Genomic DNA, 13,525 nt, shown 5'->3' with positions numbered 1-13,525 from the left:
GAGCCGGTGATAGGATGATTGCAAAAAATGAACTCGATAAAATCCTGAGTGAAAATGTTCTTGGTTTTTGGCAGAGGAGGATGGTTGATGACGAGCAAGGTGGATTTTATGGGCGTATAGACGGTCATGGGCAGCTCCACCCGCAAGCCGATAAGGCCATCATTCTCAATACGCGGATTCTCTGGACCTTTTCGGCGGCCTTTCAGCTGACGAGAGACCCTCTGCATAAGCAGATGGCAGACAGGGCATACCGGTATATACTTGACCATTTTATGGATCAGGAGGCAGGTGGTGTTTACTGGACGGTGGACTACACAGGGAAGGTAGTCAGTGATAAAAAGCAGGTATATGCTCAGGCCTTTGCCATTTATGCCTTTAGTGAATACTATAAGATAGCTCCACAAAGCCAGGCTTTGAAACACGCAGTGACCTTGTATAACCTCTTAGAAACCCACAGTCTGGATAAAAAGGACAATGGGTACCTTGAGGCTTTCGATCGCCAATGGGGGGAGCTTTCGGACGTCCGCCTGAGCGACAAAGACATGAATGCCACCAAAACCATGAATACCCATTTGCATGTATTGGAAGCTTATACCAATCTACTGATGGTGTGGGATGACAGTGGATTACGAGAGCGTCTCAAGAACCTTATCGAATTGATGTCCACCAGGTTTATTTCAGCCTCAGATCATTTCAATTTGTTCTTCAACAATCAATGGGAGCTACAGTCACATGAAATATCCTTCGGCCATGACATAGAAGGAAGCTGGCTCCTCTGTGAGGCCGCTGAGGTGCATGGAGAGGCTGCGTTGATTACTTCCACCAAAGCATTGGCGATTAGAATGACTGGTGCCTCCTTGGAGGGGATGGATGAGGACGGTGGCCTGATGAATGAAGCCGGGCCAGAAGGCTTGACCGATACAGATAAGCACTGGTGGCCACAGGCAGAGGCATTGGTTGGCCTGGTCAATGCCTGGCAGATCACAGCAGACGAACGGTATCTCACCCAGGCTGATAAGACCTGGAGTTTCATAAAGGCCCGGTTAATAGATCCCAAAGGGGAATGGCATTGGAGGGTGACAAGGGCCGGACAGGTGATTTTAGATGAAGATAAAGCGGGGCCCTGGAAATGCCCTTATCATAATGGCCGGGCACTTCTCGAACTCAGGAAGCGCCTGTCCTGAAGGTACCTCCCGATGGCGTGGTTTAAGCTTTTACAGCCTCTGCCGAGTATCAAAAGGCTTTAATAGAGGGATCAAATGTTCATAAATTATAAAGCATAATTCTTATTGATAATATTAGCATAGTTGATACGATAGTATCCTCTTCATACTTACTTTTTAAAGAAGAGCCATTGAATGGCTCTTCTTTTTTAAAAGCTTGTATGAAAACGAGACTTTTAATTATGCATTTTGAAATATTTTCAGTGACCAACCAGTGATGAATTACAAAAAGAACATTTTAAACCTCACACTCATATTGCTCGGGGCATCATTATCTGCCCAGACTCCTATTGATAATAATGCCACTAAAAAGACCCAGAACCTGCTTGTTAACTTGCATGAAATTTCCTCGCAAGGCTTCATGTTTGGACATCAGGATGATCAGGCCTATGGGGTGGGCTGGAAGGCCGAAGAGGGTCGTTCAGATGTGAAAGAAACCGCAGGCAGCTTTCCAGCTGTTCATGGTTGGGATGTAGGGAGCCGTCTGGGGCGTGAGAGCAATCTTGATGATGTTCGTTTCAGCAATATGAAAATGTGGGTTAAGCGCGCTTATAAAATGGGGACGATCAATACCCTTTCGTGGCACCTGGATAACCTGACCACCGGCACCAATAGCTGGGATAAGACACCTTCTGTGGCGGATATTTTACCTGGAGGAGCCAAACATTCGGAATTTGTAGAGCAGCTGGACCTCCTGGCGGAGATGCTTGAAAGCATGAGAACTACATTTACAAAAATCCCCATTGTTTTCAGGCCATGGCATGAGCACAATGGAGACTGGTTCTGGTGGGGAAAAGGCAACTGTACCGAGGCGGAATACATTGCACTTTTTCAATTCACAGTGGATTACCTTAAAAATGAAAAAAACATCCATCACCTGCTTTATGCCTTTTCGCCGGACAGGAGTCGCCTCCGTTTGGATACGCTTGCCAGGCAAAATTACCTTTATGGATACCCTGGTGATGAATATGTAGATATCATTGGGATCGATAACTATGGAGATGTTGGCCGCATTGGAGGCCCAAATACACCGGAGGTGCAGCGGGAAAATTTCATTGAGAGCCTAAAACTCATCACCCGGATAGCCCGGGAAAAGGGTAAGGTGGCCGCGTTGACCGAAACCGGATTGGAAGGCGTGACCAGGCCCGATTGGTTTACGGAAGTCATCCTAAACCCCATCAAAGCCAATGATGATGAAATAGACATTGCCTGGGTGCTGGTATGGCGAAACGCTAACACTACGCACCATTATGCCCCCTATGCCGGGCACCCGAGTGTACCAGATTTTCAGAAATTTGATGCGGATCCATTAACCTACTTTGAAAAGGACATGGACAAACCCTATAAGAAAGGAAAGGCTTTGCGAAAAAGCGGTAAATAGTGATCTTAATCCAATGAACAGAAATTTTAAGCCTTCGATTATCGTATTTTTTCTTCTCGTGATGAGCACCTGGGCTGGAGCTCAGCTGAAGCTGCCACAGGTCTTTGGAGATCACATGGTCTTGCAGCGAGATCAACAGGTTAGGTTCTGGGGATGGGCAGAGGCTGGCGAGCAGGTGTCCGTGTCGATCGATGGATTGGTGGTGACCACAAAGTCGAATCCACAAGGAAAATGGGAGGTACTGTATCCCGAGCATGCAGCCGGGGGACCCTTTACGGTAGCCGTGCAAGCCTCTGGTGAAATAGTGCTGACGGATGTGTGGTTCGGAGATGTATGGGTAGCTGGAGGCCAGTCCAATATGGAGTGGAAGCTGGGTGGAAAGATCAATAACTGGGAAGCCGAGATAGCGGACAGTGACTATCCTCAGATCAGATTCTTTGAAGTGCCCAGGGAGCTGGCGTTATCCCCTCAGGAAAACATCAGTGGCGGAGTGTGGAGAGTGGCGGGTCCTGGTACTGCCGCGGATATTTCGGCTGTGGGATGGTTTTTTGCGAAAAGGAATCACCTGGAGAAGGGGGTGCCCGTCGGGTTGATTCAAAGTAACTGGGGAGGTACCCCGGCTGAGGCCTGGACTTCAGCGGAGCGCTTACTGGAGGTGCCCGGATATGAAAAAACTGCAGCCGAAATGCTCGATGAAACCATCGACTGGGAGGCCCTGAAGAAGGCGAACGATGAAAGGGAAAAGCTCAAATGGGATTTGATTGGGGATGAAACCACTTTCATGTCATTGGGAGCACATTTAGGGGAATATGACGATTCTGCATGGAAGAGTATTTCTCTGCCTAACAAGGAACCTATTGAGGATTTTGTGTGGGTAAGAAAGCATGTCAGTCTGAAGTCCACCAAAGGTGTGAGACTCTATATGGGTGAGATTACCCAGCTCTGTTCGGTGTTTCTAAATGGGCAGCTGGTGTCAAAGGAGAGCTGGCAGGACAGTACCGGGATAGTGGATATTTCAACAGATATTACCCGTAAGGGAGACAATGTGATTGCGATTCGTGCCAGCAACAGCTGGGATAACAGGGTATGGATAGGCAGACCCGGTGAGATGTGGCTGGAGGCCTCCGGCAAACGGCAGAGCCTTGAAGGCGAATGGAAGTACTCCAACACCCTGGAACCACCCATGCCGAAAGTGGAGCGGTTTAATTGGAAACCCGGAGTGTTGTACAATGGCATGATACAACCAATAGCCGGCTATGGTATTCGCGGGGCCATTTGGTATCAGGGGGAAAGCAATGCCGATAAACCCCACCTCTATAATGAGCTTTTCGAAACCATGATAGAAGACTGGCGGATTCACTGGCGTCAGGGTAATTTCCCTTTTCTCTTTGTTCAGTTGGCTAATTTTATGGAAAGAAAGGAAGTGCCTCAGGAGAGTCAATGGGCGGAACTGCGTGAAGCTCAAACACAGGCATTGCAACTGCCGAATACTGGCATGGCCACCATCATAGATATTGGGGATGCCAACGACATTCACCCTCGAAACAAGCAGGATGTTGGCAAAAGACTGTGGGCTGCGGCACGCAAAGTGGTTTTCAATGAGGAGGTTGTTTTTTCCGGTCCATCTTTTTCTTCACAGGAGATTCAGGCAGACCGCATCATCCTCAGTTTCAATCAGGTGGGTGGTGGTCTCACGACTACTTCAGGAGATCTTGTGGGTTTCGCAATAGCCGGGGCAGATAAGCAGTTTGTTTGGGCAAAAGCCAAAATAGAAGGTGATCAGGTGGTGGTTTGGAGCGATCAGATTGCCAATCCGCAGTATGTCAGGTATGCCTGGGCAGACAATCCTGCCTGCAACCTGTACAATAAGGAAGGTCTGCCAGCCGTGCCGTTTAGAACAGATCATTAATTTTTTCATTACATCAACCAGCCAATTTTCAAGGTACAACCATGAGGACTCTTTTTTCTTTAGTATTTATTCTGAGCATGCTTCTGGCAGGAGCTCAGAAATTTGACGGACTGGCACCTACTCCACCTATGGGCTGGAACAGCTGGAATAAATTTTCGTGTGACGTCACCGAAAGTCTCATCCGGGAGACGGCAGATGCCATGGTGGCAAGTGGTATGAAGGAGGCGGGCTATGAGTACATCGTGATTGATGACTGCTGGCATGGGGAGCGCGATAGTTTGGGGTTTATCCAGCCTGATCCGGTCAGGTTTCCTTCAGGGATGAAAGCACTGGCAGATTATGTGCACTCCAAAGGGCTCAAGTTTGGGATATACTCGGACGCCGGATGGCAGACCTGCGGTGGGCGACCTGGTAGCCGGGGGCGTGAGTATCAGGATGCCCAGCGGTATGCCAGCTGGGGTGTGGACTACTTAAAATACGATTGGTGCAATACCGAAGGACTCAAGGCTGAGGGGGCGTATCTGACCATGAGAAATGCACTTTATGAAGCTGGAAGACCGATCGTGCTGAGTATTTGCGAGTGGGGTGATAACCAGCCATGGGAGTGGGCCGGACCCATTGGCCATTTGTGGAGAACCACAGGAGATATTTACAACTGCTTCGATTGTGAATACGATCATGGTACATGGTCGAGCTGGGGGGTGCTTCAGATTTTGGATATGAGGAAAGACATCAGAAAGTACGCCGGGCCGGATCATTGGAATGATCCCGATATGATGGAAATAGGGAATGGAATGTCTGTCAATGAAGATCGTGCGCACTTTTCGCTCTGGGCCATGATGGCTGCACCACTCATTGCCGGAAATGACCTTCGGAACATGTCGCCAGAAACCATCTCTATCCTTACGAATAAAGAAGTGATTGCCATTGATCAGGATTCGTTGGGAATTCAGGCATTTAAGCATATCGATGAGGAAAATTTTGAGGTATGGGTGAAACCTCTGGCAGGGGGAGATCTTGCAGTTTGTTTTTTGAACCGATCCGCGGAACCATTTGAGCTTAATTTTGATTGGAAATCAAATCCAATGAAAGATCCTGATTTTGACTTTGCCTTTAACTTCACGGAAAACACCTATGACCTGTTGAATGTATGGTCTGGAAAGAAACACGGAACGACTAAGAAAGCCCTCAGGGCGACCATTCCCGGGCATGATGTCCTCATGTTTAAGCTTTTCGGGGAGTAAGACACTCGTTCGATTTTAAGGATACTTTCATGGCAAATGATTATATTGAGTACGAACCCCACTGCCAATCCAAACATGACAAGAATGCGCAACATTAAATTTTTGTTGGTGCTCTTCTGGCTGGTTTATGCACAGATCAGCCTTGGGCAGTTTTCCCAGATTCGCTTCGAAAAGCTGGATACCAGAGATGGGTTATCTCATAATCGAGCGACTTCTATTTACAAAGATCAGCTTGGTTTTATGTGGTTTGGCACCAGGTCTGGCCTCAACAGGTACGACGGCCATAGCATCAAAGTCATAGAGCATGAAGATGATAATTCATTCTCTTTGAGTGATCAAAATATTGTCTGGATCAAGGAAGGTCCGGAGGGATATCTTTGGATCAAATCTGATTACGGAGTTTTTGCTTACGATATCTATAAGGAAAGCTATGTGGACATCCGCCCACTTCTCGCGGAGTTAGACATTAATCATTACAACCTCAGCGTGATGGTCAAAGATGACCTGGGAAACTTCTGGTTTGTCATTGATGGGATCGGTGTGAAAAAATACCTGAGCGAAACCAGGGAGATTTATCATTATGGTGGAGCGTATCGGGACGTATCATCCGTGCAGCCCGACAATAAGGGCAATATGGCCCTGGTGCATTTGGATGGTGAAATAGAGCTGGCGGATGTATCCGATTTGCGAAATAGCAGCTTTATGCGGTATCCTCAGCACATCGCCCACATCCAGGGGCTTACCGTCTTCATCGACAAGGATGGGGATTATTGGTTTTATAGCTCGGCATACTCTTTTGGAGTTTGCTATTATCGCCCGTCAGAGGGTACCTGTATTCACTTGGAGAATAAGGAGCTCGGGTCTAACCTTGTCACAGGCATCATACAGGACGACTCTGAGCGCATTATCATTGGAGCGGATCATGGGGGGTTGACCATGATCTCCAAAGCAGACTGGAAACTGCAGAGGTTCAGTAACAATCCTTCAGATCCCAGATCACTTAGTCACAACAGTATTATTTCACTTTACCAGGATCGCACCGGACTGGTGTGGATAGGTACCAATAAGGGAGGCGTCAATTATTTTTCGCCCAAATCCGTGTCTTTTAATTTTTATAAACAGACCGATAATCAGACCCCCAATGCCAATGACATCTGGCCTTTGGTGGAGGATGAGGACGGGAACCTCTGGATCGGCACAGACGGAGGTGGACTGGTGCACTTCGACTTGAGGAAAGGTGAGTTTACCAACTACAGACACAAAGAAAATGACCCTAAGAGCATCAGCTCAGACATTGTCGTGAGCATGGCTCCGGGAGCCAAGGGCGGGCTCTGGCTGGGAACGTATTTTGGTGGATTGAATTATTTCGATGGTAAGAAATTTAAGACTTATTATCACGATCCGGAAGACTCCAACTCCATCAGTGACAACAGCATATGGAACCTGCTCCTTGATTCCAGAGGGCTGATCTGGGTGGGCACCCTCAAAGGTGGGGTGGATGTGTATGATGCCGATTTTAACAAGCTTCATCATTTTGGACTGGATAATCAGGGAATACACTCCAACTATGTGACCTCTCTGTGTGAGGATAAGGATGGCAACATCTGGATAGGGACAGGCTATGGAATAGAGGCCTATAATTACAAGGACGGGACCATGACTCACCTGCTGAAGGAGGAAGGAAATAACCGGTCTCTGGTGAACAATTCCATTCTGGATATCTACTGCGACCATGAAAATAACATTTGGGTGGGGACCATGTATGGGCTGAGCCGGTTCAATAGGGCAACCAATGATTTTGTCTCCTTTGTGAAGGAAGATGGGCTGCCGGAAAACATCGTGACCTCCATCATGGAAGATTTGGATGGTAACATCTGGCTGGGTACTTATACCGGACTGTCCAAACTCCATTTTGAAAATGAAGGGCCAATCTTTGAGAATTTTGACATTTCAGACGGACTACAGGGTGATATGTTCAATGAGCGCTCTGCCCTTAGACTCAAAAATGGTCACCTGGCATTTGGCGGGAAGAATGGCCTGAATGTGTTTGATCCCGAGGCAATCAAGGTGACCAATGAGGAAAACAAACTTGTCTTTCTTGATTTTTATCTGTCCAACAGACTTATCAAGCCGGGCGATGAATACAACGGAAGAAAATGGTTTGAGAAAGGCATTAACAATGTAGAGAAACTAGTACTGGAGCCCTCCGAAAATTCATTCACACTAGAGTTTACTTCGCTCAATTTTTACCAGCAGGAGAATACAGTTTATAAGTATCGGCTGGTAGGATTTGATCAGGATTGGATTCAGCGTGCCAACGTGCATCGAGCTAATTATACCAACCTGGATCCGGGAAACTATCGTTTTGAGGTGATGGCCTCTGACCGGACTCATCAGTGGAGTGATGAGCCCATAGTGATCGATATTGTCATTCTGACCCCTTTTTGGAAGACCCCACTGGCTAATTTGATTTATGTCCTCTTCGTCCTTCTGGTGCTTTACCTTACACGCAGGGCCATCATTCAAAAAGAACGTTTTCGCGCCAAGGTCACACAGGATCAGATGGAAGCCACACGGCTTCACGAGCTGGACATGATGAAGATCAAATTCTTCACCAACATCAGCCACGAGTTTCGCACACCACTCACCCTGATTCTTACTCCTATCGAGCGCATGCTGAAGCAAAGCACCGACGCGAGTGATCAAAAGCATTTCCAGCTTATTTTCCGCAATGCCAAGCGACTCCTTACACTGGTCAATCAGTTGCTGGATTTCAGAAAGATGGAGGCCAATCAGCACAGAATTTCATTGGCCACAGGAGATGTGATTGATTTCACTAAAAGCATTGTGGAGTCCTTTTCTGACCTTTCGGCTGACCGCCGTGTTCGCCTGGATTTCGAAACCAGTCTATCTGAGTTTCTTACGTTGTTTGATCGGGATAAGATGGAGAAAATCATGTTTAATCTTCTCTCAAATGCCTTCAAATTTACCCACACCGGAGGTAGAATACTGGTAAATGTGACTGACATTGCTTACCGGGAAGATATCCACACCATCCGTTTTAGCGTGACTGACGATGGTATCGGCATTCCCAAAGAGCGTCAGAGTGATATTTTCAATCGGTTTTTCCAGGTAGACAACAAGCATACCTCCAACCTCAACCACGGTAGCGGTATTGGTCTGTCCATCACCAAAGAGTTTGTGGAAATGCACGGGGGGAGTATTTGGGTGGAAAGTGAGATGGAAAAAGGCAGTTCGTTCATTTTTGAACTGCCTATGAAAAAGCTTTCGGGTGACTACAAAGTACAGGACGTAGTGGATGATTTCATGGAAGAGTCCGTACCTCTGCCACACGAAGCTTCAAAGGCAACGATCCTTTTGGCGGATGATAACGATGACTTCAGGTTTTACCTGAAGGATAACCTGGAGAGGATGTATAACATCTATGAAGCGCCCAATGGCAAAGCAGCGTGGAAGAAAATCCTGAGTTTTCAGCCCGATCTGGTGGTTTCAGATATCATGATGCCGGAGATCAACGGAATAGACCTTTGTAAGAAGATCAAAAGTGACCCGCGTACCGGACATATTCCGGTGATCCTGCTTACGGCACATTACTCTGATGATCAAAAGCTGGAGGGATTTGAGGCCGGAGCCATCGAGTACATCACCAAGCCTTTCAATTTTGAAATCCTGGTTCAGAGTATCCGCTCTGCAGTCCAGCTGCAGAAGCTGATTTTCGCATCTGAGCATCGCATAGAAGCCAAACCTCGTGACATTGAGATTACCTCTCTGGACGAGCAGTTTATCATGAAAGCGATGGATCTCGTGGAGGTTAATATTTCCAACTCAGATTTCTCCGTGCAGGAGTTGAGCAGAGAACTGGCGGTGAGCAGGGGGCAGCTCTATAAAAAGACATTGGAACTAACCGGGAAGACTCCCATAGAATTTATCCGGTCCATAAGAATCAAACGGGCTGCTGCTCTTTTGGAGAGAAGCCAGCTCAATGTGGCCGAAGTGGCATACAAAGTAGGGTTCAATAACCCCAAGTATTTCACCAAGTACTTCAAGATGGAATACAAAATGCTCCCCTCGAAGTACGCGGCTCAGGCCACTGCCCAAAAGGGCGAATAATAGCCCTAATATCAACATTTTATACCCCTCAGCACTGGTTTGGCATAAAATTGACCAATTACCTGCTAATTTTTCAAAAAGCAGGTGCTTTCGGTAATGAAATCGTCACTTTATGGCGTATTCTTCTCAAATCTCCCAATCTGATTCAGGTCAATTCCTTTGAATAGTACAATCAAAAAGGTCCATTCAAAAGCCTAAAAGGCCTTTCAGGTGCTCAGAATTACACTTTTACATTTTGATACCCTTTTGTATGCAAATGATACACCTGAGGGAATCGGGTAAAGCTTAATATTGATTAATCGATAAAAGTCGAAGCGTTCAAGTATGCTTTTTTGAAGTGTTAACAACTAAATGGTAATGAATTTTGATTTTTTTAAAATGTCAATTTTATGAGAAAGGTTTACAGTAGAAGTGAAATGATGCAAAGTTCTATTAAGCGATTGATGGGAGTTTGCTTCATGACTTTCCTTACCCTCTCGCTGAGTGTAACCACAGCATTCGGTCAGGAAAGAACAATCTCCGGAGTGATTACTTCCGGTGAAGATGGCAGCACTCTTCCGGGGGTGACGGTCTTAGTGAAAGGTACAACAAACGGAACCATCACGGATATTGATGGCAACTACAAGATTACTGTCCCTGAGGACGCTACCCTTGTGGTTTCTTTTGTTGGTTTTAAGACGCAGGAATTTCCTGTGGGCAGCAGGTCCAGTATCGATGTGACACTGGATGTAGATATCTCCACTTTGGAAGAAGTAGTGGTGGTAGGATACGGAACCCAAAAGAAGAGTGACCTGACCGGAGCTGTAGCTTCTATTTCTGGAGACAAACTCAGAGGTACGGTGGTCACCAACATGGACCAGGCGCTTCAGGGTAGAATTGCCGGAGTACAGGTGAACCAAAACTCGGGTGCTCCCGGTGGAGCAGTTTCTATCCGTATACGGGGTACCAGTTCGGTGAGTGGAGGCAATGAGCCTTTGTACGTGATCGATGGTATTCCCATTGATGGTGGAGGTCCTTCTATTACTGGTTTCGACTGGTCAGGTGGAGCCAATGGCCAAAATAGGGTAAATCCTTTGGCCGCCATCAACCCCAACGACATTGTAAGTATCGAGGTATTGAAAGATGCATCGGCTACTGCTATTTATGGTTCCAGAGCAGCCAATGGTGTGGTGATGGTAACGACAAGAAGAGGAAAGTCCGGAGAGGCCATGATCACCTATGATGGTTATTATGCCTTTCAGTCATTGCCCAAAAAAGTGGACATGATGAACTTGCGTGAATACGCGGAGTTTCAGAATTCTGTGAGCACTGAGATTGACGGGATTAACGTAAATGAAAGATTTTTGGACCCTTCTATACTGGGTGAAGGCACAGACTGGCAGGATGAAGTGTTTGGTGTGGCGCCCATGCAGAGTCATCAAATGTCATTTGCCGGTGGTAACGAAGCCTTTACTTACGCCCTTTCCGGGGGATATTTTTCACAGGATGGAATTATCATCGGTTCTGGGTTTGAAAGGGTCTCTATGCGTCTGAACGTAGATGCCAAGGTGAACGAATGGGCGAAGGTGGGAACAAGTATCTCATACGCCGACATTGATGAGACCATCACCCTGAATGACGGTGGCGATGGTGTAATCGCTCAGGCATTGGTGATGTCTCCTGCAGTACCCGTTCGGGATCTGGATGGCAATTTTGCAGGACCTACAGCTAACTCAGCCGAAATAGGAGCTAACCCAGTAGCCCTGGCGTTGATGAGAAATAATACGCTTGGAAGAGAGCAACTATATGCCAACTTCTTCGCAGATCTCCAATTGATGAAGGGCCTTAAATTCAGAACGGAATACGGAATCAGCAAGAATCATTCATTGAACAGAGCTTTCCACCCAACCTATCAGTGGGGAGTCCTTTCTAATGATGTGAACAGTCTGAACCAGTCTGAGAGCACCGGAGATTTCTGGTTGGTGAAAAACTACTTTACCTATACCCTGCAATCAGGAATTCACGATTTCACAGCACTACTTGGACAGGAAGCTCAAAAGAGTACCTACAGAGGTTCGAGCTTTCAGAAAACAGGTTTTGTGGATGAGAATATCACCACGCCAAACCAGGGACAAAACTCCGCCAACCCAATTGGTGGTTATCAGGGAGCTAACACCCTCTCTTCTTACTATGCCAGATTGAACTACATTTTGTCTGACAAGTACCTCTTCACCGTAACAGGTCGTTACGATGGATCATCTAGGTTTGGACCTAACAATAAATACGGATTCTTCCCTTCTGCGTCGTTCGCATGGAGAGTGATGAATGAAGAGTTCATGCCAAAATCCAAAGTGCTTTCTGATTTGAAATTGCGCATGGGATATGGTGAAGTAGGAAACCAGAGCATTGCTAACTATGCTTACGGTTCCGGACTGACTACAGAAAACACCTGGATAGGCACAGGAAGTAGAAATTCAAGATTCGCCAACCCGGATGTGAAATGGGAAGCCTCAAGACAAATGAACCTTGGGTTGGATGTTTCATTGTGGGCAGGCCGAATAGACCTAACCGTGGATGCTTATAACAGACAATCGAGAGACCTGTTGCTTGAGCTTACCTCCATTCCTTCATCTATCAGAGGTGATATCGGTGCACCCTATTACAATGTGGGCCAGATGGAAAACAAAGGGATTGAGATTTCTGTGAATACCAGAAACATCGAAGCAAATAAGTTCTCCTGGACTACAGATATAGCTTATACGCTCAACAGAAACAAAGTGCTCGACATAGATCAGCCTTATACCCAGAACCTTTACTGGTATGCTGGCTTCCAGACGGTGACCCGCACAACAGCTGGTAACCCTATCGGATCGTTCTACGGATACCAGACGGATGGGATCTTCACAGATGCTGAGGACATCAGAAACTCACCTACGCAAGTGGATGATCAGTCTATAGAAGGCAATCAAAACCTGATCCACCAGCGTGATGGTGTTTGGATCGGTGACCAGAAGTTTAAAGATCTGAACGGGGATGGTGTGATCGACGTAAATGACCAGACCAGCATCGGAAATCCTAACCCTAAGTTTACGGGAGGTGTCAATAACACATTCTCCTATGCCGGGATCTCCCTGAATGTATACTTCACAGGTTCTTATGGTGGTAAAATCCTGAATTTCCAGCGAGTAAGAAACGAAGGAATGTCCAGCCTGAACAACAACCAGTCAGCTACAGTGGTGAACAGGGCTCGTGTAGAGTTTATCAACCCTGATGATCCGGATGCTGATATGACCAATCCTGATGACATCAGACTGGCAAATCCGGGAACAGATATCCCGAGGTTTTCTCCAACGGACAACAACACCAACGACCGTATGTCTGACAGATGGATCGAGGATGGATCTTACCTGCGTCTTCAGAACGTAAGCTTGTCTTACCAGCTGCCAAAGGGTATGTTGAATAAGGTGAAAGTAAGCTCAATGCGTGTATATGTAAATGCTCAGAACCTTTACACATTCACGAAATACACAGGACTTGATCCTGAGATCGGTGCTTTCAACCAAAATGCACTGTTGCAAAATGTGGACATGGGAAGATACCCATCTCCCCGGGTGATCACATTGGGAACAAGTATTACTTTCTAAGCTGAGATTTTAGA

6 protein-coding genes are annotated in these 13,525 nt (G+C 46.7%); all 6 read left to right on the top strand.

The features are described from left to right. The first annotated feature begins 14 nt into the window (after positions 1 to 14). The 6 genes from RIH33_RS21400 to RIH33_RS21375 all read left to right on the top strand — a co-directional run bounded on the left by RIH33_RS21400 (position 15) and on the right by RIH33_RS21375 (position 13,511). The gene (locus RIH33_RS21400; protein WP_406651577.1) at positions 15 to 1,184 is read left to right on the top strand and encodes an AGE family epimerase/isomerase; all 1,170 of its coding nucleotides are present in this window, start codon (positions 15 to 17) and stop codon (positions 1,182 to 1,184) included. Positions 1,185 to 1,440: 256 nt separating this feature from the next. Continuing rightward, positions 1,441 to 2,604 carry a glycoside hydrolase family 26 protein gene (locus RIH33_RS21395; RefSeq protein ID WP_406651576.1) on the top strand — a complete coding sequence of 388 codons (1,164 nt, stop codon included), beginning with the start codon at positions 1,441 to 1,443 and terminating at the stop codon, positions 2,602 to 2,604. Between the two features lie 13 nt (positions 2,605 to 2,617). After that, positions 2,618 to 4,513: a sialate O-acetylesterase gene (locus RIH33_RS21390; protein WP_406651575.1), complete on the top strand. Its 1,896-nt coding sequence runs from the start codon at positions 2,618 to 2,620 to the stop codon at positions 4,511 to 4,513. A 41-nt stretch (positions 4,514 to 4,554) separates the two neighbouring features. Then, entirely contained in the window at positions 4,555 to 5,757 is a 1,203-nt protein-coding gene (locus RIH33_RS21385) for a glycoside hydrolase family 27 protein (RefSeq protein WP_406651574.1), read from the top strand. Positions 5,758 to 5,841: 84 nt separating this feature from the next. Further along, the gene (locus RIH33_RS21380) at positions 5,842 to 9,888 is read left to right on the top strand and encodes a two-component regulator propeller domain-containing protein (protein ID WP_406651573.1); all 4,047 of its coding nucleotides are present in this window, start codon (positions 5,842 to 5,844) and stop codon (positions 9,886 to 9,888) included. Between the two features lie 389 nt (positions 9,889 to 10,277). Then, positions 10,278 to 13,511, top strand: coding sequence for a SusC/RagA family TonB-linked outer membrane protein (locus RIH33_RS21375; RefSeq protein WP_406651572.1), 3,234 nt, complete (start codon positions 10,278 to 10,280; stop codon positions 13,509 to 13,511). Positions 13,512 to 13,525: the final 14 nt, after the last annotated feature.

This window comes from Marinoscillum sp., assembly GCF_040222955.1.
GTDB lineage: Bacteria > Bacteroidota > Bacteroidia > Cytophagales > Cyclobacteriaceae > Marinoscillum.
The sequence above is the reverse complement of the archived record's forward strand: the minus strand, read 5'-3'. Positions and strand labels throughout refer to the sequence as shown.

Coding starts and splice junctions, on each gene's coding strand:
- RIH33_RS21380 (WP_406651573.1), top strand. CDS start 5,842: ATGCGCAACATTAAATTTTTGTTGGTGCTCTTCTGGCTGGTTTATGCA.
- RIH33_RS21385 (WP_406651574.1), top strand. CDS start 4,555: ATGAGGACTCTTTTTTCTTTAGTATTTATTCTGAGCATGCTTCTGGCA.
- RIH33_RS21400 (WP_406651577.1), top strand. CDS start 15: ATGATTGCAAAAAATGAACTCGATAAAATCCTGAGTGAAAATGTTCTT.
- RIH33_RS21375 (WP_406651572.1), top strand. CDS start 10,278: ATGAGAAAGGTTTACAGTAGAAGTGAAATGATGCAAAGTTCTATTAAG.
- RIH33_RS21390 (WP_406651575.1), top strand. CDS start 2,618: ATGAACAGAAATTTTAAGCCTTCGATTATCGTATTTTTTCTTCTCGTG.
- RIH33_RS21395 (WP_406651576.1), top strand. CDS start 1,441: ATGAATTACAAAAAGAACATTTTAAACCTCACACTCATATTGCTCGGG.